A 24020-nucleotide genomic window follows, 5' to 3' on the forward strand; every position below is an offset into this window, starting at 1 on the left:
AAACTCGGTACGTAATGACATGGTATCTCTCGCATCCCAGGGCATAAGCGACTCCATAGACGGGTTCTTATGCCTTAGTTGTAAGTGTCTACCATGTCCCCGAACAAGTGTTCACTATGTCCCCGGACCGTACAGTGGGAGAGGGATGGGGTGAGGGCACCAGCCCGCACAGGACTTAAGCCAGCTGCTTCCGGCTAATCAACGGCCCGCCAATCTTCTTCATCGAACGATCCAGCACTTCCTCAATCACCGACGACAGCTCGTTCAGCTCAAACTTCGCCACGTACCCGTCCGCCTTCACCTTGCGAATATGATCTTCGTTGGCGTTGCCGGAAAGGGAGGAGTGGATCACTACCGGAATATCCTTCAGAACCGGGTCGGTTTTGATTTTGCGCGTCAGCGTAAATCCGTCCATCTCCGGCATTTCGAGGTCGGTCAGCACCAGCGCGATCTTATCGGTGATCGGCACGCCCTCAGCCTGCGCCTGCGCGGCCAGCACGCCAATTTTTTCCCACGCGTCTTTGCCGGTGATGTGCAGCTGCGCTGGGATCTCCATCGCCTGCAGACCTTTCTCCAGCATCGAACGCGCCACTTTGGAATCTTCCGCCACAATCGCGACTGCGCCCGGCTTGATGTTGAACTTGGTGGTTTTCAGATTGGTGGCGTGCAGATCGTGGTTGGCTGGGGTGATGTCATACAGGATCTGCTCAACGTCCAGCACCATCGCCAGATCGTTGGTATCCGTTTTCTCATCCAGGCAGGCAATGCTGGTGATATAGCGGCCGCTGACGGCCGTTTCCGCCGCGTGCACCTGCTTCCAGTCCAGACGCATGATGTTTTCAACCGACTCCACGGCAAAGGCCTGCACGCTTCGGGCATATTCGGTGATAAGCAGGATGTTCAGCCCGGTGGTAGGCTTACAGCCCGCCACGGCGGCCAGATCTATCACCGGGATCACCTGATCGCGAATATTCACCATCCCCATCAGCGGTGATTTCATCCCGGCGGGTTTTGTGAATTCCGGCATCGGCACAATTTCACGCAGCTTAAAGACGTTAATGCCAAACAGCTCGGATTTATTTTCGTTCAGAGAGGTGCCAAGACGGAACAGTAACAGTTCAAAACGGTTCGACAGGGTGAGATTCGCCCTGTCATCAATATCTTTCTGGAAATTATCCATTCTACCCTCGAGAGAAATGCTGACCTTTTAATCGTTATCGGCATCCTGAGAGAAAAATGAAGGGCTAAACGCTGACCTTAGCGAAATCTTCGGCCAGCTCGCACGCCGGGAACACCGCCAGGCACTCTGCCAGCAGGCTTGCACACCCCCGCGCGTCGTAGCGGGAACTGACGTGAGTGACGATCAGCCTTCCGACGCCTGCGTCGCGGGCAAGCTGCGCCGCCTGACGCGTTGAGCTATGGCCGCGGCCGTTGGCTTTCTCTTCCATCGCCGTTTCCAGCGTGGCTTCGTGCACCATCACGTCAACGCCCTGGGCAAGCTGAAGCGCCGCCGGGCACGGGGCCGTGTCGCCAAAGATAGCCAGCTTCTTGCCCGGCTCGGGCGCGGCGAGATAATCCTGACCGTTGATGACGCGACCGTCCTCCAGCGTGACGGTCTCGCCGTGCTTCAGGCGCTGGAACAACGGTCCGGGTTTTACGCCAGCGGCCTTCAGCGCGGCGGCGTCCAGCGCGCCGGGTTTGTCATGCGCTTCAATGCGATAGCCATAGCACTCAACGGGATGATTCAGCGGCTGAGCGCTCACCTTATAATCACCGTCATCGAAAACCAGGCCTTCGCTAATCTCAACGATCTCCAGCGGATAATCCGTCCATGATCCGCTCAGGCGCAGCGCGGTTTCAACAAATTCACGCACACCCGCAGGACCGTAAATCGTCAGCGGATTGGCGTTGCCGGCCATGGAGCGGCTGCACAGCAGGCCCGGCAGGCCAAACAGATGGTCGCCGTGCAGGTGAGTAATAAAAATTTTATCCAGCTTGCCGGGGTGATACGCGGTGTGCAGCAGCTGATGCTGCGTCCCTTCACCGCAGTCAAACAGCCACAGCCCGCCGCGGGTGGGGTGCTTAAGATCCAGCAGAATTGCCGTCACGTTTCGTGAGCGGGTTGGCACGCCAGCGGACGTACCCAGAAAAATCAGTTCCATAACGCAATCAGCCCTTTGCCGAACGGGGAGGGGTTTAGTATAACGTGATGAACCCCAGGAAGGAGAAAGAGATGATCCAGTGGCAAGATTTACATCATAGTGAGCTCTCCGTTCATTCGCTCTACGCACTGCTTAAACTGCGCTGCGAAGTGTTTGTGGTTGAACAGACGTGCCCGTATCAGGATATCGACGGCGATGACCTCGTTGGCGAAAACCGCCATATCCTCGGCTGGAAGGATAACGAGCTGGTGGCGTATGCGAGGATTCTGAAAAGCGAGGACGATGTCGAGCCCGTGGTGATAGGCCGCGTCATTATCAGCGGTAACGCTCGGGGTGAGAAACTGGGCTATCAGCTGATGGAAAAAACGCTGGAGTCATGCCAGAAACAGTGGCCGGACAAGGCGTTATACCTGGGCGCGCAGGCGCACCTGCAATCCTTCTACGGTCATTTCGGTTTTATGCCGGTCACCGACATCTACGACGAAGACGGTATTCCGCACATCGGTATGGCGCGGGAAGCGAAACAGGCGTAATGGCGCGTCGTTGTCTATAGTTAGCGGACTGGTGTACTAACATGGAGAAAAATATGTCATTTCAATCCTGGGATACCCGTATCGACGACGACCTCACCTTACTGAGCGAAACGCTGGAAGAGGTGTTACGTTCCTCGGGCGACCCTGCCGATCAGAAATATATCGAGCTGAAAGCCCGTGCCGAGCAGGCGCTCCACGACGTTAAAAACCGCGTCAGCCATGCGTCTGATACTTACTACTACCGCGCCAAAAAAGCGGTTTATCGTGCCGATGATTACGTCCATGAAAAACCGTGGCAGGGCATTGGGGTGGGCGCAGCCGTAGGGCTGGTGCTGGGTCTGCTGCTGGCCCGTCGTTAAGCCGTTTAACCACTCCCTATACGTGGGTACTGATATTTCTTATGGTACCCCGTATAATATGAGGTTTTAACAGGGAGAGGTTCGCGTGAATTCGATTTTCCTCGCGCTGGAACAATTGCGTAGCCATCTTTCGCAAGCGTTACCTGCCACATCCGGCCTGCGTCATTTCGACGTCTCTTTCCCGTTAAACGATGCCTTCGATCCCCTCGCCTGGCTGGGCGAGCAGCAGTTCTATCCCCAGTTTTACTGGCAACAGCGTAACGGCGATGAAGAGCTGGCCGCGCTGGGAGCGGTGGTCCAATTCTCCTCTCTGGCGTTAGCCTCGCAGTTTTTAAGTGCGCAACACGCCCCTGAAGATACCCGAATCTGCGGCCTGAACGCGTTTAACCCGGAGCAGGGCAGCCTCTTTTTACCGCGTCTGCTGTGGCGACGTACCGCTGGCAACGCCACGTTGCGTCTGCAGCTGTGGAGCGACAGCTCGCTTGAGGACGATGCCGACACCGCGCGGGCGTTCTTACAGCAACTGCTTCCCGCCAGACCGATCCGTCCGCTCTCCGTGCAGGTTGAGCGCGAAACCCATCACCCGGAAAAACCGCAATGGCTTAGCCTTATCGGCAAAGCGACAGAGACGATTGCACGCGGTGATTTCGAAAAGGTCGTTCTCGCCCGAGCCACCGACCTGCAGTGTAAACAGCGCGTTAACCCCGTCGCGCTGATGGCCGCCAGCCGCGCCCTGAATTTAAACTGCTATCATTTCTGCATGATATTCGACGCCAGCAACGCGTTTCTCGGCTCCACGCCCGAGCGTCTCTGGCGGCGGCGCGGCAAGCTGCTGCGCACCGAAGCGCTGGCGGGCACCGTCGCCAGCCATACTGACGATAAACAGGCGCAGCGTCTGGGCGAGTGGCTGCTGAATGACGATAAAAACCAGCGCGAAAATATGCTGGTGGTGGAAGATATCTGCCAGCGTCTTCAACACCATACGCAGACGCTGGAGGTGTTGCCGGCTCAGGTCGTCCGCCTGCGCAAAGTGCAGCACTTACGCCGCTGTATCTGGACCGAGCTCAAGCAGGCCGACGATGAGCTGTGCCTGCACGTGCTACAGCCGACGGCGGCGGTTGCCGGGCTTCCGCGACAGCCAGCGCGCGAGTTTATTCAGCACGTTGAACCCTTTAACCGCGAGTGGTACGCCGGTTCGGCCGGGTATTTATCCCCCGAACAAAGCGAATTCTGCGTGGCGCTGCGCTCGGCGCGCGTACAGGAAGACGCTCTGCGGCTTTACGCCGGAGCGGGCATTGTCAGCGGCTCTGACCCGGAGCAGGAGTGGCAGGAGATCGAAAACAAAGCCGCCGGATTGCGCTCTCTGCTCCTAAGGGATTAATACTGATTCGCGCAATCCCGATTCATATCAAAATTCCAATTTTTTCTATTATTTATACTGTGTCGCATTCTTGATACCGGACAATCTCATGTCAGTAAGTTCTTTTAACCGACGCTGGGCGGCGGTGATCCTTGAAGCCCTGACGCGCCATGGAGTCAGGCACGTGTGTATTGCACCGGGTTCTCGCTCAACGCCGCTGACGCTGGCGGCGGCTGAAAACCGGGCGTTTGTTCACCACACCCACTTTGACGAGCGAGGCCTGGGGCATCTCGCGCTCGGGCTGGCGAAGGTCAGCAAAGAACCCGTGGCGGTGATTGTCACTTCCGGTACCGCCGTGGCGAACCTCTATCCGGCCCTGATTGAGGCCGGGTTAACCGGTGAAAAACTGATCCTGCTGACGGCCGACCGTCCGCCTGAGCTAATCGACTGCGGCGCCAATCAGGCTATTCGCCAGCCCGGACTTTTTTCTACGCACCCTTCGCAGACGGTTTCGTTACCGCGTCCCACCCAGGATATTCCTGCAAGCTGGCTGGTCTCGACCGTCGATCACGCCATGGCGACATTGCGCAGCGGGGCGCTGCATATCAACTGCCCGTTTGCCGAGCCGCTGTACGGCGAGCTGGACGATACCGGCCTTGACTGGCAGCGGTCGCTCGGCGAATGGTGGCAGAGCGAAAAGCCGTGGCTGCGCGAGCAGACGCATCTTGAGAGCGCGAAACAGCGCGACTGGTTCTTCTGGCGGCAGAAGCGAGGCGTGGTCATCGCCGGGCGCATGAGCGCCGCCGAAGGCAGGCTGGTCGCCGAATGGGCGCAAACCCTCGGCTGGCCGCTGATTGGCGACGTGCTTTCCCAGACCGGCCAGCCGCTGCCGTGCGCCGATCTCTGGCTGGGTAACGCGAAAGCGGTTACTGAGCTTTCGCAGGCGCAGATTGTGGTCCAGATCGGCGCAAGCCTGACCGGAAAACGTCTGCTGCAGTGGCAGGCGACCTGCACGCCGGAAGAGTACTGGGTGGTGGACGCGCTGGAAGGGCGGCTCGACCCGGCGCACCATAGCGGCCGTCGTCTGGTGAGCAAAATTGATAGCTGGCTGGAACTGCACCCGGCGGAAAAACGTCAGCCCTGGGCGGTGGCGATCCCTGAGCTGTCGCGTCAGGCGTGGGAAATCACCAAAGCGCGCTGTGAGACATTCAGCGAGGCCGGGCTGGCGCACCGTATTCGCCAATACCTGCCGGAACAGGGGCAGCTGTTTGTCGGCAACAGCCTGGTCGTGCGGCTGATCGATGCCTTTTCGCAGCTGCCGGCGGGCTACCCGGTGTACAGCAACCGCGGTGCCAGCGGCATCGACGGGCTGATCTCGACGGCGGCGGGGGTGCAGCGCGCCAGCGCGAAATCGACGCTGGCGATCGTGGGCGATCTCTCCGCGCTCTACGATCTCAACGCGCTGGCGCTACTGCGTCAGGCGTCCGCGCCGTTTGTGCTGATTGTGGTCAACAACAACGGTGGGCAGATTTTCTCCCTGTTGCCAACGCCCCAGAGCGAGCGCGAGCGCTTCTACCTGATGCCGCAGAACGTGCAGTTTGAACACGCCGCGGCGATGTTCAGCCTGAAATACCATCGCCCGGAAAGCTGGGAACAGCTGGAAGCGGCGTTAAGCACCGCCTGGAAGCAGCCGGGCGCGACGCTGATTGAGCTGGTGGTGAACGAGGCCGATGGCGCGCAGACCCTGCAAAGCCTGCTGGCGCAGGTGAGCCAGCTGTGATCCTCTCGGGTGTGCAGCAGGCCGGAAAACCGGGCTATCCCTGGCTGGTCTTTTTGCACGGTTTTTCCGGCGACTGCCCCGAGTGGCAGGCTGTCGGGAAGCAACTCGGCGAGTATTCCCGGCTCTATCTTGACCTGCCGGGCCACGGTGAGTCCGGGAATATTGCCGTGACGGGGTTCGACGAGATGAGCACGTTACTTACCCGAACCCTGCTTAGTTACAACATACTGAACTTTTGGCTGGTGGGGTACTCCCTCGGCGGCCGCATTGCGATGTTTCATGCCTGCCAGCAGCCGAAGGGGCTGCTGGGGGTGATCGTTGAAGGTGGACATCCGGGCCTGCAGGATGAGGATGAGCGTCACGCGCGGTGGACATCCGACCGCCGCTGGGCGACGCGTTTTCGCACCGAACCGCTGGAAAAGGTATTTACCGACTGGTATCAACAGCCGGTATTTGCTTCCCTCACTGACCACCAGCGCAAGGCGCTTATCGCCCTGCGCAGCCAGAACAACGGCGCGACGCTGGCGAAGATGCTCGAAGCAACGTCGCTGGCCGTGCAGCCCGATTTGCGTGCCGCGATTAGCGTATGCAATTTCCCTTTTGACTATCTCTACGGTGAACGTGACCAGAAGTTCGCGGCCCTGGCCGCTGAACTGGACGCCGTTCGCCATGCGATTCCAAACGCCGGACACAACGCCCACCGGGAAAACCCCGACGCGGTTGCCGCGAGTCTGGCTCAGATACTGCGTCTTCGAATAAAGGACACTCTATGATCTATCCTGATGAACATATGCTTTATGCGCCGGTTGAATGGCAGGACTGCTCCGAAGGCTACACCGACATTCGTTACCACAAATCCGCCGACGGCATTGCCAAAATCACCATCAACCGTCCGCAGGTGCGTAACGCCTTCCGTCCGCTGACCGTCAAAGAGATGATTCAGGCCCTGGCGGATGCGCGCTACGACGACAGTATCGGCGTGATCGTGCTGACCGGTGAAGGCGAGAAGGCCTTCTGCTCCGGTGGCGATCAGAAGGTGCGCGGCGACTACGGCGGATACCAGGACGATGCGGGTACGCACCACCTGAACGTCCTCGATTTCCAGCGCCAGATCCGCACCTGCCCGAAACCGGTGGTGGCGATGGTGGCGGGCTATTCCATCGGCGGTGGCCACGTGCTGCACATGATGTGCGACCTGACCATCGCTGCTGAAAACGCCATCTTCGGCCAGACCGGCCCGAAAGTGGGCTCCTTCGACGGCGGCTGGGGTGCCTCTTACATGGCGCGCATCGTCGGGCAGAAAAAAGCCCGCGAAATCTGGTTCCTGTGCCGCCAGTACAACGCACAGGAAGCGCTGGATATGGGCCTGGTGAATACCGTGGTGCCGCTTGCCGATCTCGAAAAAGAGACCGTGCGCTGGTGCCGCGAGATGCTGCAAAACAGCCCAATGGCGCTGCGCTGTCTGAAGGCGGCCCTGAACGCGGACTGTGACGGTCAGGCGGGTCTGCAGGAGTTGGCGGGTAACGCCACCATGCTGTTCTACATGACCGAAGAGGGTCAGGAAGGGCGCAACGCGTTCAACGAAAAACGCCAGCCAGACTTCAGCAAATACAAACGGAACCCGTAATGCGTCGCGCGCAGGTTTACCGCTGGCAGATACCGATGGACGCGGGCGTGGTGCTGCGTGAACGGCGGTTAAAGACCCGTGACGGCTTCTTTGTGCATCTTCATCAGGACGAGCAGGAAGGCTGGGGCGAGATTTCGCCTCTGCCGGGCTTTAGCCTGGAGTCGCTGGATGACGCGCAGTCTGCATTGCTGACGTGGGTAAAGGCGTGGCGTGAGGGCGCAAACCCGGCATTACCGGACACGCGTTCCGCCGCCTTTGGCATCAGCTGCGCGCTGGCGGAGCTGGACGGTAGCCTGCCGGAAGAGGCTAACTATCGCGCGGCACCGCTCTGCACGGGCGACCCGGACGAGCTGTTCGCGCTGCTCGCCGCCATGCCGGGCGAGAAAGTGGCGAAAATCAAAGTCGGTCTCTACGAAGCGGTGCGTGACGGCATGGTCGCCAATCTGCTGCTGGAAGCAATCCCCGATCTGCACCTGCGTCTGGATGCCAACCGCGCGTGGACGCCGCTTAAGGCGCAGCAGTTCGCCAGGTACGTCAACCCGGCGTACCGCAGCCGCATTGCCTTCCTCGAAGAACCGTGCAAAACCCGCGATGACTCGCGCGCCTTTGCCCGCGAAACGGGGATCGCCATCGCCTGGGATGAAAGTCTGCGCGAGGACGATTTTGAATTTGTCGCCGAGCCCGGCGTCAGCGCGGTGGTGATTAAGCCGACGCTAACCGGCAGCCTGGCGAAGGTGCGCGAGCAGGTCTCGGCGGCGCACGCGCTGGGGCTGACGGCGGTGATCAGCTCGTCGATAGAGTCCAGCCTGGGGCTGACCCAGCTGGCGCGCATTGCCGCCTGGTTAACGCCGGACACGGTTCCCGGCCTCGACACGCTGAACCTGATGCAGGCTCAGCTTCTCCGCGAGTGGCCTGCCAGCACGCTGCCGTGCCTCGACGCAGAGGCACTGGAGCCGTTGCTATGAGTTTTACCGACTGGCCCTGGCGTCACTGGCGCGCGCTTTTTGCCGATAAACCGGCCCTGAGGCTGAATGATGAAGCGCTCACCTGGCAGCAGTTGTGTGTACGCGTCGACCGCCTTGCGGCAGGGTTTCACCAGCAGGGCGTGACGGAGGGCGACGGCGTACTGCTGCTGGCCTATAACCACCCGCAAACGCTGCTGGCATGGCTGGCGCTGCTTCAGTGCGGGGCACGTATTCTTCCCGTTAATCCGCAGCTGCCGCGCCCGCTGCTCGACGTGCTGATCCCGCAGATGACGCTGCGCTTTGCGCTGGTGCTGGACGGCAGCTACGACGGCCTTCACGGCCTGAGCATGTGCGAGCCAGCAGATGCGTACTGCGCTGCGTGGCAGCCGTCGCGGCTGGCCACCATGACGCTCACCTCCGGCTCCACCGGGCTGCCGAAGGCGGCGGTGCATACCAGCGCCGCCCATCTTGCCAGCGCCCGCGGCGTGCTGTCGCTGATGCCCTACGGGGATAATGACGACTGGCTGCTTTCGCTGCCGCTGTTTCACGTTTCAGGCCAGGGGATTTTATGGCGCTGGCTGCAGGCCGGTGCGCGCTTAACCGTGCGCGAGAAGCAGCCGCTGGAGCAGGCGCTACGCGGCTGCACCCACGCCTCGCTGGTGCCGACCCAGCTCTGGCGTCTCCTCAATAGCGAAAGCCACATCGCACTGAAAGCGGTGCTGCTCGGCGGGGCGGCCATTCCCGTAACGCTGACGCAAAAGGCCCGGGAACAGGGCGTTCGGACGTACTGCGGCTACGGCCTCACCGAGTTTGCCTCTACCGTCTGCGCAAAAGAGGCTGACGGCGATCCGGACGTGGGCCGTGCGCTGCCGGGCAGAGAGGTGCAGGTCGTTAACGGTGAAGTCTGGATCAAAGCGCAGAGCATGGCTTCCGGCTACTGGCGGGACGGCGCCCTGATACCGCTGACCAACGCGCAGGGCTGGTTTGCCACTCGCGATCGCGGGGAATGGCATGGCGACCGTCTGACGATTTTAGGCCGCATGGACAATCTCTTTTTCAGCGGTGGAGAGGGGATCCAGCCGGAATCGCTGGAGCGCGTTATCGCCGCGCACCCGCAGATTAACCAGGTTTTTATCGTCCCGCTGGATGACGCCGAGTTTGGACAGCGTCCGGTGGCGGTGGTGGAGTGCGAGCCGGGAACGGATATCACCCGTTTCCCGACCTGGGTACAGGGCAGGCTGGCGCGCTTTGAGCAGCCCGTTCACTGGCTGGTGCTGCCGGCTGAGCTAAAAAATGGCGGGATTAAGATCTCCCGCCAGGCGTTAAAGCAGTGGGTCAATGCCCAGCTGTCCGTATAGTTAGCCGATATCCGGCTCCGGTTTGCGCTGGCGACGACGCAGCAGGCGCAACACCGGCGGCACCACAATCACCATGACCGCGAGCGCTAACAGAACCTTCGCGACGCTGCTGTCCCACAGTATCGACACATTACCGTTGCTGATGGACAGGGCGCGGCGCAGGTTCTGCTCCAGCATCTCACCCAGCACAAAGCCCAAAATCAGCGGAGACATTGGGAAGTGCATTTTTCGCAAGATGTAGCCGAACACGCCGAGGACCACCATCAGCACCAGGTCAAACGTGGTGCTGTGCACCGCGTAAACCCCCACCGCAGAGACGGCGGCAATGGCGGGCACTAGGAACCACAGCGGAATCGTCAGCATGCGGGTGAACAGCCCAATCAGCGGGATATTCATCACCAGTAGCATGACGTTGGCGATCAGCAGCGCGGCAATCAGCCCCCAGACAATATCAGGCTGCTCGGTAAACATCGCCGGGCCGGGCGTAATGTTATAGAGCGTCAGCGCGCCCATCATCACCGCCGTGGTGCCGGATCCCGGCACGCCCAGGGTCAGCATCGGGATAAACGAGCCGCAGGCCGAGGCGTTATTGGCCGCCTCAGGCGCGGCGACGCCGCGAATATCGCCTTTACCAAAGCTGTCGCTATTGCCGCTGAGCTTCTTCTCGGTCATGTAGGTGATGGCGCTGGCGATAGTGGCCCCGGCGCCCGGCAGGATGCCGACGAAGAAGCCAATCACCGACGAGCGCAGCGTGGCGCCGATGCACTGCGCGCCCTCTTTAGTGCTAAAGAGCATCCGGCCGGTTTTGCGCACCAGCGTCTGCCCGCTGCTGGTATGCTCCAGCATCAGTAAGATCTCAGAGACAGAGAACAGGCCGATCACGACGACAATGAACTGCACGCCATCGGACAGGTGAACGCTGTCGAAGGTAAAGCGATAGACCCCGGTGTTGGCATCCACGCCGACGGTGGCTAACCCTAAGCCAATCAGCGCGGATAAAAACGACTTCAGCGGATTTTGCGCCATCATGCTGCCGAGGCAGGCAATGGCGAACACCATCAGGGCAAAATATTCTGCCGGACCAAACGCCAGCGACCACTGGGCCAGCGCAGGAGCGAACAGAATGATGCCGCCAATGGCAATCAGTGAGCCAAAGAATGAACTGACCGCAGAGATGGAGAGCGCCACGCCGCCGCGTCCCTGCCGCGCCATTGGGTAGCCGTCCAGCGCGGTCATGATCGCCGCCGCATCCCCCGGCACGTTAAGCAGGATCGACGAAATGCGTCCGCCATATTCACAGCCGATGTAGACCGTTGCCAGCAGGATCAGTGCCGATTCCGCAGGCAGATGCAGGGCAAACGCCAGCGGGAGTAAAATCGCCACGCCGTTGATCGGCCCAAGGCCCGGCAGCAGGCCGACAATCGTGCCCACGAAACAGCCGATCAGGGCTATCACCAGGTTTTCCGGGGTCATCGCCACGGCGAACCCCTGCGAGAGGTAAATCCAGGTATCCATAGCGTGCTCCGTTAATTAAGCCAGGCGCCGAGCGGTAACGTCACGTCCAGCAAGCGGTCAAAGGCGTACCACAGTAAAATCCCCATCACCACGCCTGAGATCCCCGCCGCGGGGAGGGTGGCGTTAAACAGCATGCCGATGACCATCGTCAGAATGGCGGTCGCCACCGGGAAGCCGAGCCACTCAAAGCCCCAGGCATACATCAGCAGGACAATCACCATCACCAGCAGACGCTGCAGAATGCGACGCGGCGGCCACTCGACGGTATCCGGGTGGCGAAGCAGCAGCGCCACCGAGCAGAGCAGCATCAGGCCGACGATGCCCATCGGGAAGGGGCGGGGTCCCACGGGTTCATAGCTGTATTCGCTGTGGATCTGCCAGGCGACAAACATCCCGCCAACGCAGAGCAGCAGCCATATCCCGGCAAAAATACGATCGCTCATAGCGCCTCCGGTTATTTCGCCAGGCCAAAGGCTTTCGCCTGTTCGCGGTAGTCATTCACCTGTTTTTTGACGTACTCATCCAGTGGCTTACCGGTCAGGTTAAACTCAAACAGTCCGCGCAGATCGCGCTGTTTCTTAAATTCTTCCGTCTGCTGGAGTTTGTTGAACGCGTCGACCCACCACTGGTACTCGGCGTCGGTCACTTTTGGCCCGACGAAGAAGCCGCGGATGATCGGCCAGACCAGGTTATAACCCTGCTCTTTGGCGGTCGGGACGTTCGCCAGCTGGCCCGGCAGACGGTTTTCCGAGAAGACCGCCAGCACGCGGATTTTATCCCCGCTCAGGTACGGCACCATCTCGCTGAGATCGCCGGAAACGGCCTGAACGTGGTTGCCCATCAGCGCCGTGACCGGTTCGCCGCCGCCCTCAAAGGCCACGTAGCGCATCTTATGCGGGTCAACCTTCGCCTGCTGGGCGAGAAGGGCCGCTTTCATCCAGTCCTGGCTGCCGATAGACGCCCCTGCGCCAATCACCACGCTGTTCGGATCTTTTTCCATAGCGGTCAGCAGATCTTTCAGGGATTTCCACGGGGAATCGGCACGCACGGCAATCATTCCGTAGTCGGTGCCGACGGTCGCCAGCCAGCGCACGTCGTTCACACCGTAGCGGCCAAACTTGCCCTGCGACAGGTTCAGCAGCGAGCCGCCGGAGAAGGCCACCACCGTTCCCGCTTCCGCCGGACGTTGCGCGACAATCGCGTTATAGGCCACCGCGCCCACGCCGCCTGGCATGTAGGTGACGCGCATCGGTTTCTCAATGGCCTTCGTCTCCAGCAGGCTGACCTGAATAAGCTTGCAGGTGAGATCGAAACCGCCGCCCGGTTTGGCCGGGGCGATACATTCGGTACGGGACGGAGCGTCCTGGGCCTGAACGACAGAGGTACTCAACAGCAATACGCTTGCAGCAAGGGTAGAAAGTAATTGTTTTTTCATCGTTTATCCTCACGCCGTGGGTACGGGTCTTTTTTTCTGATTATGTGAACCACCTTGTAGCGGTTCCGTTGCGTGATTGTTAAAACAATAACCTTTCATTTCCCTTTCAACGGGACACCAACTTTACAGGATGTGACATGCGTCTCTTACTCGCAGAAGATAATCGTGAGCTGGCTCACTGGCTGGAGAAAGCGCTGGTGCAGGAAGGCTTTGCCGTGGACTGCGTCTCCGACGGACGTGCCGCCGACCATCTGCTGCAGGGTGAAAACTACGCGGTCGCTATTCTGGACATCGGCATGCCCGGTTTTGACGGCCTGGAAGTGGTCCACCGCCTCAGAAAACGGGGGCAAACGCTGCCGGTGCTGTTTCTTACCGCCCGCAGCAACGTGGCGGATCGGGTGAAGGGACTGAACGCCGGGGCAGATGACTATCTGCCAAAACCGTTTGAGCTGGAGGAGCTTGACGCGCGTCTGCGCGCCCTGTTGCGCCGAAGCGAGGGGCGAACGCAGGAGCGCCAGCGCCTTGGGGAGCTGGAGTATGACGACGAGGGCTTTTTCCTGCTGCGCGATGAACCGCTTTCCCTGACGCCGCGGGAGCTCTCCCTGCTGAAAGTGCTGATGCACCGCCGGACCCGTCCGGTTTCACGACAGCAGCTTTTCGACCAGGTGTTCAGCCTGAACGACGACGTCAGCCCTGAAAGCATCGATCTCTATATTCACCGGCTGCGTAAGAAGTTGACCGGCAGCGGCGTGCGGATAACCACCCTTCGGGGGCTTGGGTACGTGCTGGAGTGCGGCGATGAGGTGGGTTAAGCCGCAGTCGCTCTATCTGCAGCTGTTGCTTTTCCTGGGTCTACCGCTGCTGCTGCTGTGGGGATTGTCGGCCTTTAACAGCTACGTTAGCGCGCTGCAGGCGGCCACGCAGGCCTACGATCGCACGCTGTTATCCTCTGCCCGCACCATCTCCGAGCGGCTGGAGGTGCGCAACAGCAGGTTGGCGGTCGACGTGCCCTGGGTGGTGCTCGACAGCTTTGAGCTCAACATGAACGACCGGCTCTACTATAAGGTGGTCGACCCCGACGGACGGGTGATCTCCGGCTATGACGATCTGCCGAAGATGCCGCCTGCGACGTCGCGCACCACGCTCTATCCGGCGCTGGCCTGGTTTTACCACACCGAATATCGCGGCCAGGCGATTCGGGTGGCGCGCCTGCTGCAGCCCGTAAATGAAGATAATGTTTTTGGCATGGCGGAGATTTACGTCGCCGAGACGCTCCAGTCCCGCCGCTATCTCGCCAGCCAGTTGCTCTTTTCATCCTGGGTTTCACAGGGGCTGCTGGTGCTGCTGACGCTGGTGCTGACCGCATGGCTGCTGCGCCGCGTGCTGCGCCCAATGCGCCAGCTTTCGTCACTGATGGTGCGGCGCGAGCCGGGCCTGCTCGCACCGCTGCCGGAGCTGCTGCCCTGGTCCGAGACCCGGCTGCTGATAGTCGCCTTTAACCGCTATATCGACCGGCTGCGCGGCGTGCTTTCGCGTCAGGAACGCTTTAACGCGGATGCGTCGCACCAGCTCAAAACGCCGCTGGCGGTGCTTAAAACCCAGGTCTCCGTCGCCCTCGCGCGTCAGGATCCCGCCCTGTGGCAGGAGAGTCTGCGGGCAATGAATGCCACCCTGGACGACACTATCGTGCTCACCGAGCGGCTGCTGCAGCTTTCAGCGGTGAAGGGAAAAGAGCAGGGGGATCGTCATTTTACGCCTGTGGATCTGGTTCAGGTGGTGCAGAACTGCTGCTTTTCCCGGCTGGCGCAGGCGCGGAGCAAGGCGATTGATTTAGGATATGACGGTGTACAGCAGCCGGTCACGATCGAAGGCGATGACGTTCTGCTGGGCGAGCTGTGCGCCAACCTGCTGGAGAACGCGATTAAATATACGCCTGCAGGCGGGACCGTGACCGTTTTCCTGCGCATGGATGGCGGTGCCGTTGAGCTGAGCGTTGAGGACAGCGGCCCCGGCATTGAAGAGGATCAGATCTACCAGGCGATGCAGCCTTTCCACCGTCTGGACAACGTCGGGAACGCCGCCGGCTCCGGGATTGGGCTGGCGCTGGCGGGGGATATCGCCCGGCTGCACCGCAGCCATTTGCAGCTGACTCGCAGCGAAACGCTGGGTGGCCTTTGCGTCAAAATGCGCTTTCTGCTGCTTACGTAAAAAAGCCGGGGGTTTCAAATCGTTACAATCTTCCTGTCCGCCGCACGCAGAGTGCTTGATCCCCCGCAGACTCAGGTTAAAATCTCGCGGTTTTGGGGACTTCTCTATAATTATGCAGGATCGCGACAATGAAAAAAGTGGCATTACTGGGCCTCGGCCTGATGGTTGTATCTGCGGCGGCTAACGCCATTAGCATTAATGGTTCGGCGGGTCAGGACTATACCCACCTCGGTTTTGGCATGGGTACTGACACCTCCGGTCTGGCAATGACCGGCGGCTGGACGCACAACGATGACGACGGCGACGCGGCAAGCCTCGGCCTCGGTCTGAATATTCCTCTTGGCCCATTCCTGGCCACCGTTGGCGGTAAAGGTATCTACACCAACCCAAATGACGGTGATGAAGGGTACGCAGCGGCAGTGGGCGGCGGCCTGCAGTGGAAAATTGGCGACAGCTTCGGCCTGTTTGGTGAGTACTACTACTCTCCGGATTCTCTCTCCAGCGGCATCGACAGCTATGAAGAAGCCAACGCCGGCGCGCGCTGGACCATCATGCGTCCGATTACCATCGAAGCGGGCTACCGTTATCTGAACCTGGCCGGTAAAGACGGCAACCGCGATAACGCGCTGGCTGACGGCCCGTACGTGGGCGTGAGCGCAGGCTTCTAATCGTTCCGGCGCGGCGTTCCGTCGCGCCAGTTTCTCTCATCTCCACCCCGCGTTTGCGCTATAGTGTTTTGACCAAATAAGCGGGAGAACACAATGATTAACGTGGAGATGTTATCCACCGGCGACGAAGTGCTGCACGGACAGATTATTGATACCAATGCTGCCTGGCTTGCCGATCTTTTCTTTGAGCAAGGATTACCGTTAACGCGCCGCAATACCGTGGGCGACAATCTGGAGTCACTGGTCGCTGTTCTGCGCGAGCGCAGTGAACAGTGCGACGTGCTGATTGTGAACGGCGGGCTTGGCCCCACCAGTGACGATCTTAGCGCGCTGGCTGCCGCGACCGCAAAAGGCGAAGGGCTGGTGCTGCACGAGGCGTGGCTTTCGCAGATGGAACGCTTCTTCTCCGAACGTGGCCGCGTCATGGCCCCCAGCAACCGTAAACAGGCTGAAATTCCCGCCAGCGCCGAGCTGGTTGATAACCCGGTCGGTACCGCATGCGGGTTTGCCATGCAGCTGAACCGCTGCCTGATGTTCTTCACGCCGGGCGTGCCTTCCGAATTTAAGGTGATGGTCGAGCAGCAGATCCTGCCGCGCCTTCGCCAGCGTTTTACTCTGCCTGAACCTCCGCTGTGCCTGCGCCTGACCACCTTTGGCCGCTCGGAAAGCGATCTGGCCCAGAGCCTTGACCACCTTCCGCTGCCGCCGGGCGTGTCCATGGGCTATCGCTCCTCTATGCCGATCATTGAACTCAAATTAACAGGACCGGCCACGCAGAAAGAGGCGATGCTTGCCCTGTGGCCTGAGGTGCAGCGCGTGGCGGGCGAAAGCCTGATTTTTGAAGGGACGGAAGGGTTGCCTGAGCAGATTGCAAAACATCTGCAGACTCGCCAGCTCAGCGTGACCTTAAGCGAGCAGTTCACCGGTGGCCTGCTGGCGCTGCAATTGTCGCGCGTCAACGCGCCGCTGCTCGCCAGCGAAGTGGTGCCGTTTCAGCAGGAGACCCTGGCGCAAACCGCCCGCTGGGCTTCCGAAAGAAGGGTGAAGCATTTTGCCGGTCTGGCGCTGTTTGTCGGCGGGCTGGATGAGGATTACCTCAACTTCGCGCTGGCGACGCCGGAAGGCACCTGGGCGCTGCGGGTAGAAATGAGCATCACCCGCCACAGCCTGGCGGTGCGTCAGGAGGTGTGCGCCATGATGGCGCTGAATATGCTGCGCCGCTGGCTCAACGGCAAAGAGGTCGCCAGCGAGCACGGCTGGATTAACGTTGTCGAGTCGCTGTTCGTTGAGTAATGCCTGTGCCGGGGCCTTTCGCCCCGGCAACGTTCAGCCCAGCGCTTTCGCCAGCAGGGTAATCGGATGTTCGCAGCGCTTGCTGGTGGACATCTCAATCTGCCATTTACAGGTTTCGCAGTCCGTCACCACGATATCCGCGCCGCTCTCTTCAATCTGGCGGAACAGCGGGGCGCCAATTGCCTGCGAGGTTTCGTAGTTTTCACGCTTAAAGCCGTAGGTGCCTGCGATGCCGCAGCAGCGCGAATCCAGCACCGTCAGCTCCAGCCCCGGAATTAACCGCAGCAGCTCCAGCGTATAGAGCGACCAGCCCATTTTCTCCATATGACACGGGGTGTGATAGACCACCTTCAGCGGCAATGTTCCCAGCGGCAACGTCTGCCCGCTGTCCAGCTTGCGCCAGAGGAAGCGCGTCGCCAGCTCGATGTGCTCGCGCAGTCCGGCGTTATCCACGTCCAGCAGGTGCGGATACTCATCGCGCAGGGTGAAGGTGCAGGTGGACGACGTCGCCAGCACCGGCATGCCTTTATCGACAATCGCTTCGCGCAGGGAGGTGACGTTGCTTTTGGCCTGCCTGCGCGCTTTATCGGTAAACCCGTTGGCAATCAGCGGCACGCCGCAGCACTTCTCTTTGCTAAGCAGCTGTACGCCTGTTCCCATGGCGTTCAGCACCTTCAGCAAGTCTTTTCCCAGCTGCGGGTGGTTGTAGTTCACATAGCAGCCGTGGAAAAAGGCTACCCGATCGTCGTACTGCGCCTGCTGCTCCGCGACGGTTTTATACCAGCGACGGAAGGCGCCGTGAGAATATTTTGGCAGGCTGCGGTGATGGTCTATTTTAAGCGTGGCATCCAGCAGCTGACGCACCGGCTTGAATGAGGTTGCGGCATTCACCAGCGGGGCAAACGGCGTGGAGACGCTGCCCATCAGATCGGTATGGCTCAGGATCGCATCGCGCAGTGACGGCTTTTGCGTGCTGTAGCGCGCCCGGGCGCGCTGGATGATGTCGCCGATTTTCACGTCCGACGGGCAGGCGACCTCGCAGCGCTTGCAGTTGATGCAGTATTTCAGCGCCTCGTCGTACAGCCTGCCGTCCTTCAGGCGCAGGCGCTCGCCGTCCGGCCCGGCCTGCTTTGGCCCAGGGTAGCGCGGGTTCACGCCGCTGACCGGGCAGACGGTGGTACAGACCGTGCATTTAATGCAGCTTTCGAAACGGGTGTCGTTCATTGTTCAGCCTCCACGCGCTGGATAATCTGCTCGGCTACATACAGCGCCGTGACGGCGCAAACCCCGCCGCCGCATCCCTGGGGGATCGGATCGTATCCGCCCAGCAGCGAGCCGATGGCAAAAAGATTACCGACGGGCATACCGGAAAGCTGCGGATGTAGCCGGTTATCGACAATTACGCCAAACTGCTGCCAGGGCTGCGGCGTGAAGAAATCACACTGATACCAGTCCGCGCGGGAAGCGGTTTGCCGCACATCCAGCCCCATAATCGCTTCCCGGATGCCCTCCCGGCTGCTCAGCAGCCCGTTGCTGAAGAAGCTCCCGCTCGCCAGCACCGTATAGCGGGCGCGAAGCGGAATATCCTCGTGGTTGCGCGTCCAGATTTCGCTCACCGCGCCGTCGGTCAGGGTGATTTTTTTCACCTCATCACCCGCCATCCATACGCCGCCCTGCGCAACAAACTGGCGCTGAAGCTGGGTGTGCAGACGAATGCCGGGTACGGAAGGGGGAAGCGTCGGCAGCAAACCGAGCGTGCAGGGCAGACGATCCGAGAGCCAGCGCCAGAGCCGGTTGTCGTTTAAACCAAAGCAGGCGGGCATTATCAGGGCATCGCAGGTTTCACCGAGCGGCCTGAGCGCCTCATACAGCAGCGGCCATTTCTCCTCGTTATCCAGAAAACGGGCGATATTCACCGCGCGAAACTCGCTCGGGTTATCGTGCAGGATATCCAGCTCGGGCAGCTCTATTTCTGCCGTGTCGGCGTTGATGCCCTGGCGACAGAGCGAGGCCGCCGCGAGATGGGGTTGAAAATCCAGAAAGCCGCTAATACCCACCACCCGCACTCGTCCCGCGCTGACGGGGGCCACGGGGACTTCCTCCGGGCTGAGCCACGCGGAGCGCAGGGTGCCGAGCGGCGTGATGCGCTGGTGATTTTGCCTGGCGCTTCCCTTCAGACGCGCGCCGCAGCCCGCCAGCAGCGCTTCGGCTTCCAGCGCAAAGCGGTCAATATGCTGCGCGCCAACCAGGTGATAGGGGTGCTCCGGCGGCAGCCTGTCGCGGTACGCTTCGTCCACCAGATCCAGCGATCCCGACGAGAAGTGCAGGGCGCTCTGGCCGCGGGTGATAATGGCGCAGCGCAGCCCCTGCTTCGTGAGTTTGATGCCGCAGAGCAAGCCTGCCAGCCCGCCGCCGACGATTACGGTATCAAATTTCATCGTGTTGCTCCTTCTCCAGGCCGCAAAGCCCCTGATAGACCCAGCGGGTAAATTCGCTTTCGCGCAGGGCATCACCCCAGGCGACAGGCTGAATGCCTTTCCAGCGCTCGTTCAAAAACGCGCTGAGCTGATCGAGCGACTGGGTGGCGGTGGTGGTATGAAAACGCTGCAGCAGCCCGGCGGCACGACAGGCGCACAGTTCGCCCTGACAGGTCCCCATTCCGACGCGGGTGCGGCGGCGGAGATCCAACAGGCTGTTGACTGTCAGGTTCTCTACCGCGTACTGCACTTCGCCTGCGGTAACGGCTTCGCACTCGCACACCAGGCTGCGGCTTCGCACTCGCACACCAGGCTGCGGCTCAGTCGTCCTTCACCGAGCCACTGCGGCGTTCTGTCGCCGTGGCGGTAGATGGCCGAACCGCGCAGCGGCGCGGGCAGGGAGATGATTTTTTGCAGCGTTTTTTCGGTAGACTGGCGCGATCCCGGCAGCGGCTGTTCTGCGGTAACGCACGGTTCGGTATTTCCGAGCTTGCGGCAGACGGCATCGGTCGCCCACTCGGCCATCAGCCGGTAGGTCATCAGCTTGCCGCCGGTAATGGTGATAAACCCGTCCATGCCGTCGCGCTCGGCGTGATCGAGCAGCACGATGCCACGGCTGACGTTACGTCCGCTCGGATCGTTATCGCTGGCGACAAGGGGACGCACGCCCGCGTAGGCGCGCAGAATACGCGTCTGCGCCATCACCGGCGCCAGCTTTTCCCCTTCGCGCAGCAGAATATCCACTTCTTCGGCGGTGACCCGGTTGACGTCAATGTCGCTGTAGTCAACGTGCGTTGACGTCGTACCGATGAGCGAAATGGTGTCGCCCGGCACCAGAATGTCGGCGTCAGACGGTTTGCGGCAGCGGTTGATGACGTGGTTATTGATGCGGTGGTCAAGGATAAGCAGCGAACCTTTTGCCGGGAACATGCGGATGGATAAATCGGCGTATTCTGCGATGCGCTGGCCCCAGATCCCCGCCGCGTTGACCACTACGGCGGCGTGCAGCTCGCTGTGCTCGTTGTACTGCGTATCAAACACCCGCACGCCGCAGATGCGATGACCCTCGCGGATAAGCCCGGTCACTTCATGTCCGGTCAGAATGCGCGCGCCATGCTCGCGGGCGTCCAGCATGTTGGCGGCGGTCAGGCGGAACGGATCGACGGTGCCGTCAGGCACCTTCACCGCGCCGATCAGCGTCGGGTTCACCGACGGCTCCAGCCGCCGGGCCAGCGCCGGATCCATAGCCTCAGCCTGAATGCCCGCTGCAGTACAGGCGGTTATGAAGGTTGACTGAAAGGCGAGGTCATCTTCGGGAAGGGTAATAAAGAGACCGTCGGTCGGCTCTATGCAGTGTCGGGCGATACGCTTGAGGATCTGGTTTTCAGCGATACATTCGCGCGCGGATTCACCGTCGGTGACCGCATACCGCGCGCCGCTGTGCAGCAGGCCGTGGTTACGCCCCGTCGCGCCGGTGGCGATATCGTGGCGCTCCAGAAGCGTGACGCTTAAGCCGCGAAGGGCGCAGTCGCGTGCGATGCCGGCGCCGGTTGCGCCACCGCCAATGATAATCACATCGCTGTAGCGTGGATCGTGAATTGTCATTGCCTTTCCTCTATGTTCGTTTTTTAGCATTTAGCCACATAAATCGTGTGGTTTGTTTGATTTCGAACATAAACGCGCGAAATTCGAAACTGAAACGTGATTTCATGCGCTTTTTTGCGCATTATGTCATATTTCTGTAACAATCTGTGCGTTGATTCACAGTAACAAACCGCATGTTTTTTTAACATCCCCGCCTCTGTAACCGGGCGCGAGATGCCTGGTCATTTTTTGAAAGGCCACGGAGGCTGTTATGCTCAGTATCTTCAAACCTGCGCCGCATCGGGCGCGACTGCCAGAGGCAGAGATCGATCCTCTCTACCGCCGTCTGCGTTGGCAAATCTTCCTCGGGATCTTCTTCGGATATGCGGCGTACTATCTTGTACGTAAAAACTTTGCGCTCGCCATGCCGTATCTGGTGGAGCAGGGCTTCTCTCGCGGCGACCTGGGCTTCGCGCTGTCGGGGATCTCCATCGCCTACGGTTTTTCTAAATTCATCATGGGTTCCGTGTCGGACCGCTCGAATCCGCGCGTGTTCCTGCCCGCCGGTCTGATCCTCGCGGCAGCGGTCATGCTGTTCATGGGCTTTGTGCCGTGGGCGACGTCCAGCATTGCCATCATGTTCGTGCTGCTGTTCCTCTGCGGCTGGTTCCAGGGGATGGGGTGGCCGCCGTGCGGACGTACCATGGTGCACTGGTGGTCGCAGAAGGAGCGTGGCGGCATTGTGTCGGTGTGGAACTGCGCGCATAACGTCGGGGGCGGGCTTCCACCTCTGCTGTTCCTGCTGGGGATGGCCTGGTTCAACGACTGGCACGCGGCGCTCTACATGCCTGCCTTTGGTGCTATTCTGGTGGCGATTATTGCCTTCGCCCTGATGCGCGACACGCCGCAGTCCTGCGGGCTGCCGCCAATCGAAGAGTACAAAAACGACTATCCGGATGACTACAGCGAGAAGCACGAAGAAGAGCTGACCGCGAAACAGATCTTCATGAAGTACGTGCTGCCGAACAAGCTGCTGTGGTACATCGCGGTGGCGAACGTGTTCGTATACCTGCTGCGCTACGGCATCCTCGACTGGTCCCCGACCTACCTGAAAGAGGTGAAGCACTTCGCGCTGGATAAATCCTCCTGGGCGTACTTCCTGTATGAATACGCCGGGATCCCGGGCACGCTGATTTGCGGCTGGATGTCGGACAAAGTGTTTAAAGGCAACCGCGGCGCAACGGGCGTGTTCTTTATGACCCTGGTGACCATCGCGACTGTCGTTTACTGGCTTAACCCGCCGGGTAACCCATCAGTAGACATGGCCTGTATGATCGTTATCGGCTTCCTGATTTACGGCCCGGTGATGCTGATCGGTCTGCACGCGCTGGAGCTGGCGCCGAAAAAAGCGGCGGGCACGGCGGCAGGCTTTACCGGTCTGTTTGGCTACCTCGGCGGTTCCGTCGCGGCGAGCGCTATCGTGGGCTACACCGTTGACTTCTTCGGCTGGGACGGCGGCTTTATGGTGATGATTGGCGGCAGCGTGCTGGCGGTTCTGCTGCTGGTTGTTGTGATGATCGGCGAGAAACGTCACCACGCGGAAGTGCTGGCGCGTCGTCAATAAGGAGCATTGCGATGAAATTAACTCCATTAACCACCGGCCTGCTGCTGGCAGGCCTGATGACTGGCTCTGCCCTGGCGGCGGATAAAATCGTTATCGCCCACCGCGGTGCCAGCGGCTATCTGCCGGAGCATACGCTGCCGGCGAAAGCGATGGCCTATGCCCAGGGGGCGGATTACCTGGAGCAGGATCTGGTGATGACGAAGGACGACCAGCTGGTCGTCCTGCATGACCACTATCTTGACCGCGTCACGGACGTGGCGGAGCGTTTCCCGGACCGCGCGCGCAAAGACGGTCGTTACTACGCCATCGACTTTACCCTGGATGAAATTCGCTCTCTGAAGTTTACCGAAGGCTTTGAGATTGAAAACGGCAAGAAGGTGCAGGTCTACCCGGGACGCTTCCCGATGGGCAAATCTGACTTCCGGATCCATACCTTCCAGGAAGAGATTGAGTTTGTTCAGGGGCTGAACCACTCCACCGGGAAAAACATCGGTATCTACCCGGAGATCAAAGCGCCGTGGTTCCACCATCAGGAAGGGAAGGACATTGCCGCGAAGACGCTGGAGGTGCTGAAACAGTACGGCTACACCAGCAAGAAGGACAAAGTTTACCTGCAGTGTTTTGACGCCGCCGAGTTGAAGCGCATCAAAACCGAGCTGGAGCCGAAGATGGGGATGGATCTCAATCTGGTGCAGCTGATTGCCTACACCGACTGGAACGAAACCCAGGAGAAACAGCCGGACGGGAAGTGGGTGAACTACAGCTACGACTGGATGTTCAAGCCGGGCGCGATGAAGCAGATTGCGCAGTACGCTGACGGCATCGGGCCGGATTATCACATGCTGGTGGCGGAAGGCTCAACGCCTGGCCACGTGAAGCTGACGGCGATGGTGAAAGAGGCGCACGCCAGCAAAATGCAGGTGCATCCGTACACGGTGCGTGCCGACCAGCTGCCGCCATATGCCACCGATGTGAATCAGCTTTACGAGGTGTTGTATAAGCAGGCGGACGTGGACGGGCTGTTTACGGATTTCCCGGATAAAGCGGTGACGTTCTTAAAATAGAAAAAGGG

The 24020-nt window shown here is 60.3% G+C and carries 21 protein-coding genes and 1 pseudogene; 14 read left to right on the forward strand and 8 right to left on the reverse strand.

Features of this window, described 5'->3' with window-relative positions; translation table 11 throughout:
* Positions 1-175: 175 nt before the first annotated feature.
* Positions 176-1180: a chemotaxis protein gene (locus tag IM314_RS15990; RefSeq protein ID WP_028013927.1), complete on the reverse strand. Its 1005-nt coding sequence runs from the start codon at positions 1178-1180 to the stop codon at positions 176-178.
* A gap of 64 nt (positions 1181-1244) precedes the next feature.
* Positions 1245-2162 (reverse strand): ribonuclease BN, encoded by a 918-nt coding sequence (gene rbn / locus IM314_RS15995; RefSeq protein WP_153656580.1) that lies wholly within the window; start codon positions 2160-2162, stop codon positions 1245-1247.
* A 71-nt stretch (positions 2163-2233) separates the two neighbouring features.
* On the opposite strand from rbn, the gene IM314_RS16000 reads away from it, so the two are divergent.
* The 8 genes from IM314_RS16000 (at position 2234) to menE (ending at position 10144) form a co-directional block, all read left to right on the forward strand.
* Positions 2234-2695: a GNAT family N-acetyltransferase gene (locus IM314_RS16000; RefSeq protein ID WP_193358832.1), complete on the forward strand. Its 462-nt coding sequence runs from the start codon at positions 2234-2236 to the stop codon at positions 2693-2695.
* A gap of 53 nt (positions 2696-2748) precedes the next feature.
* Positions 2749-3054: a stress response protein ElaB gene (gene elaB / locus IM314_RS16005; RefSeq protein WP_028013924.1), complete on the forward strand. Its 306-nt coding sequence runs from the start codon at positions 2749-2751 to the stop codon at positions 3052-3054.
* Positions 3055-3139: 85 nt separating this feature from the next.
* Positions 3140-4435, forward strand: a complete 1296-nt coding sequence (menF, locus tag IM314_RS16010) for an isochorismate synthase MenF (protein ID WP_193358831.1) — start codon at positions 3140-3142, stop codon at positions 4433-4435.
* A gap of 88 nt (positions 4436-4523) precedes the next feature.
* Positions 4524-6194, forward strand: coding sequence for a 2-succinyl-5-enolpyruvyl-6-hydroxy-3-cyclohexene-1-carboxylic-acid synthase (menD, locus tag IM314_RS16015; RefSeq protein WP_193358830.1), 1671 nt, complete (start codon positions 4524-4526; stop codon positions 6192-6194).
* The gene (gene menH, locus IM314_RS16020) at positions 6191-6967 is read left to right on the forward strand and encodes a 2-succinyl-6-hydroxy-2,4-cyclohexadiene-1-carboxylate synthase (RefSeq protein WP_193358829.1); all 777 of its coding nucleotides are present in this window, start codon (positions 6191-6193) and stop codon (positions 6965-6967) included. The genes menD and menH overlap by 4 nt, the downstream gene beginning before the upstream one ends.
* Positions 6964-7821: a 1,4-dihydroxy-2-naphthoyl-CoA synthase gene (gene menB, locus IM314_RS16025; protein WP_028013920.1), complete on the forward strand. Its 858-nt coding sequence runs from the start codon at positions 6964-6966 to the stop codon at positions 7819-7821. The genes menH and menB overlap by 4 nt, the downstream gene beginning before the upstream one ends.
* Positions 7821-8786 carry an o-succinylbenzoate synthase gene (gene menC, locus IM314_RS16030; protein ID WP_193358828.1) on the forward strand — a complete coding sequence of 322 codons (966 nt, stop codon included), beginning with the start codon at positions 7821-7823 and terminating at the stop codon, positions 8784-8786. Before menB ends, menC begins: the two co-directional genes overlap by 1 nt.
* Entirely contained in the window at positions 8783-10144 is a 1362-nt protein-coding gene (menE, locus tag IM314_RS16035; RefSeq protein ID WP_193358827.1) for an o-succinylbenzoate--CoA ligase, read from the forward strand. The genes menC and menE overlap by 4 nt, the downstream gene beginning before the upstream one ends.
* Here menE and IM314_RS16040 read toward each other — a convergent pair whose 3' ends face one another.
* The 3 genes from IM314_RS16040 to IM314_RS16050 are packed head-to-tail and all read right to left on the reverse strand — an operon-like array spanning position 10145 to position 13094.
* The gene (locus IM314_RS16040; RefSeq protein ID WP_193358826.1) at positions 10145-11659 is read right to left on the reverse strand and encodes a tripartite tricarboxylate transporter permease; all 1515 of its coding nucleotides are present in this window, start codon (positions 11657-11659) and stop codon (positions 10145-10147) included.
* Between the two features lie 11 nt (positions 11660-11670).
* The gene (locus IM314_RS16045) at positions 11671-12102 is read right to left on the reverse strand and encodes a tripartite tricarboxylate transporter TctB family protein (protein ID WP_014884622.1); all 432 of its coding nucleotides are present in this window, start codon (positions 12100-12102) and stop codon (positions 11671-11673) included.
* Positions 12103-12113: 11 nt separating this feature from the next.
* Complete coding sequence (locus IM314_RS16050) at positions 12114-13094, reverse strand: tripartite tricarboxylate transporter substrate binding protein (protein ID WP_041908951.1); 981 nt, start codon at positions 13092-13094, stop codon at positions 12114-12116.
* A gap of 137 nt (positions 13095-13231) precedes the next feature.
* On the opposite strand from IM314_RS16050, the gene tctD reads away from it, so the two are divergent.
* The 4 genes from tctD to IM314_RS16070 all read left to right on the forward strand — a co-directional run bounded on the left by tctD (position 13232) and on the right by IM314_RS16070 (position 17263).
* Positions 13232-13906, forward strand: a complete 675-nt coding sequence (tctD, locus tag IM314_RS16055; RefSeq protein ID WP_028013915.1) for a transcriptional regulator TctD — start codon at positions 13232-13234, stop codon at positions 13904-13906.
* Positions 13893-15302, forward strand: coding sequence for a sensor histidine kinase (locus IM314_RS16060; RefSeq protein ID WP_193358825.1), 1410 nt, complete (start codon positions 13893-13895; stop codon positions 15300-15302). The genes tctD and IM314_RS16060 overlap by 14 nt, the downstream gene beginning before the upstream one ends.
* Positions 15303-15430: 128 nt before the next feature.
* Complete coding sequence (locus IM314_RS16065; RefSeq protein ID WP_028013913.1) at positions 15431-15970, forward strand: YfaZ family outer membrane protein; 540 nt, start codon at positions 15431-15433, stop codon at positions 15968-15970.
* Between the two features lie 93 nt (positions 15971-16063).
* Positions 16064-17263, forward strand: coding sequence for a nicotinamide mononucleotide deamidase-related protein YfaY (locus IM314_RS16070; RefSeq protein ID WP_193358824.1), 1200 nt, complete (start codon positions 16064-16066; stop codon positions 17261-17263).
* A gap of 33 nt (positions 17264-17296) precedes the next feature.
* Here IM314_RS16070 and glpC read toward each other — a convergent pair whose 3' ends face one another.
* The 3 genes and pseudogenes from glpC to glpA form a co-directional block, all read right to left on the reverse strand.
* Positions 17297-18487: an anaerobic glycerol-3-phosphate dehydrogenase subunit GlpC gene (glpC, locus tag IM314_RS16075; RefSeq protein ID WP_193358823.1), complete on the reverse strand. Its 1191-nt coding sequence runs from the start codon at positions 18485-18487 to the stop codon at positions 17297-17299.
* Complete coding sequence (glpB, locus tag IM314_RS16080; RefSeq protein WP_193358822.1) at positions 18484-19701, reverse strand: glycerol-3-phosphate dehydrogenase subunit GlpB; 1218 nt, start codon at positions 19699-19701, stop codon at positions 18484-18486. Before glpB ends, glpC begins: the two co-directional genes overlap by 4 nt.
* Positions 19691-21345 (reverse strand): annotated as a pseudogene (gene glpA / locus IM314_RS16085) (anaerobic glycerol-3-phosphate dehydrogenase subunit A). The gene glpB and the pseudogene glpA overlap by 11 nt, the downstream one beginning before the upstream one ends.
* 250 nt (positions 21346-21595) lie before the next feature.
* Here glpA and glpT point away from each other — a divergent pair.
* Both glpT and glpQ read left to right on the forward strand, forming a co-directional pair.
* The gene (gene glpT / locus IM314_RS16090) at positions 21596-22948 is read left to right on the forward strand and encodes a glycerol-3-phosphate transporter (protein WP_028013908.1); all 1353 of its coding nucleotides are present in this window, start codon (positions 21596-21598) and stop codon (positions 22946-22948) included.
* An 11-nt stretch (positions 22949-22959) separates the two neighbouring features.
* The gene (gene glpQ, locus IM314_RS16095) at positions 22960-24012 is read left to right on the forward strand and encodes a glycerophosphodiester phosphodiesterase (protein WP_041908960.1); all 1053 of its coding nucleotides are present in this window, start codon (positions 22960-22962) and stop codon (positions 24010-24012) included.
* Positions 24013-24020 lie beyond the last annotated feature (8 nt).

Source organism: Enterobacter cloacae complex sp. P42RS, assembly GCF_014930595.1.
In the GTDB taxonomy this organism is placed as follows: Bacteria; Pseudomonadota; Gammaproteobacteria; order Enterobacterales; family Enterobacteriaceae; genus Enterobacter; species Enterobacter bugandensis.

What these genes read in the sequence shown, in the direction of transcription:
- IM314_RS15990 (WP_028013927.1), bottom strand. Translation starts at nt 1,180, where the DNA reads ATGGATAATTTCCAGAAAGATATTGATGACAGGGCGAATCTCACCCTG.
- rbn (WP_153656580.1), bottom strand. Translation starts at nt 2,162, where the DNA reads ATGGAACTGATTTTTCTGGGTACGTCCGCTGGCGTGCCAACCCGCTCA.
- IM314_RS16000 (WP_193358832.1), top strand. Translation starts at nt 2,234, where the DNA reads ATGATCCAGTGGCAAGATTTACATCATAGTGAGCTCTCCGTTCATTCG.
- elaB (WP_028013924.1), top strand. Translation starts at nt 2,749, where the DNA reads ATGTCATTTCAATCCTGGGATACCCGTATCGACGACGACCTCACCTTA.
- menD (WP_193358830.1), top strand. Translation starts at nt 4,524, where the DNA reads ATGTCAGTAAGTTCTTTTAACCGACGCTGGGCGGCGGTGATCCTTGAA.
- menB (WP_028013920.1), top strand. Translation starts at nt 6,964, where the DNA reads ATGATCTATCCTGATGAACATATGCTTTATGCGCCGGTTGAATGGCAG.
- menC (WP_193358828.1), top strand. Translation starts at nt 7,821, where the DNA reads ATGCGTCGCGCGCAGGTTTACCGCTGGCAGATACCGATGGACGCGGGC.
- menE (WP_193358827.1), top strand. Translation starts at nt 8,783, where the DNA reads ATGAGTTTTACCGACTGGCCCTGGCGTCACTGGCGCGCGCTTTTTGCC.
- IM314_RS16040 (WP_193358826.1), bottom strand. Translation starts at nt 11,659, where the DNA reads ATGGATACCTGGATTTACCTCTCGCAGGGGTTCGCCGTGGCGATGACC.
- IM314_RS16045 (WP_014884622.1), bottom strand. Translation starts at nt 12,102, where the DNA reads ATGAGCGATCGTATTTTTGCCGGGATATGGCTGCTGCTCTGCGTTGGC.
- IM314_RS16050 (WP_041908951.1), bottom strand. Translation starts at nt 13,094, where the DNA reads ATGAAAAAACAATTACTTTCTACCCTTGCTGCAAGCGTATTGCTGTTG.
- tctD (WP_028013915.1), top strand. Translation starts at nt 13,232, where the DNA reads ATGCGTCTCTTACTCGCAGAAGATAATCGTGAGCTGGCTCACTGGCTG.
- IM314_RS16060 (WP_193358825.1), top strand. Translation starts at nt 13,893, where the DNA reads ATGAGGTGGGTTAAGCCGCAGTCGCTCTATCTGCAGCTGTTGCTTTTC.
- IM314_RS16065 (WP_028013913.1), top strand. Translation starts at nt 15,431, where the DNA reads ATGAAAAAAGTGGCATTACTGGGCCTCGGCCTGATGGTTGTATCTGCG.
- IM314_RS16070 (WP_193358824.1), top strand. Translation starts at nt 16,064, where the DNA reads ATGATTAACGTGGAGATGTTATCCACCGGCGACGAAGTGCTGCACGGA.
- glpC (WP_193358823.1), bottom strand. Translation starts at nt 18,487, where the DNA reads ATGAACGACACCCGTTTCGAAAGCTGCATTAAATGCACGGTCTGTACC.
- glpB (WP_193358822.1), bottom strand. Translation starts at nt 19,701, where the DNA reads ATGAAATTTGATACCGTAATCGTCGGCGGCGGGCTGGCAGGCTTGCTC.
- glpT (WP_028013908.1), top strand. Translation starts at nt 21,596, where the DNA reads ATGCTCAGTATCTTCAAACCTGCGCCGCATCGGGCGCGACTGCCAGAG.
- glpQ (WP_041908960.1), top strand. Translation starts at nt 22,960, where the DNA reads ATGAAATTAACTCCATTAACCACCGGCCTGCTGCTGGCAGGCCTGATG.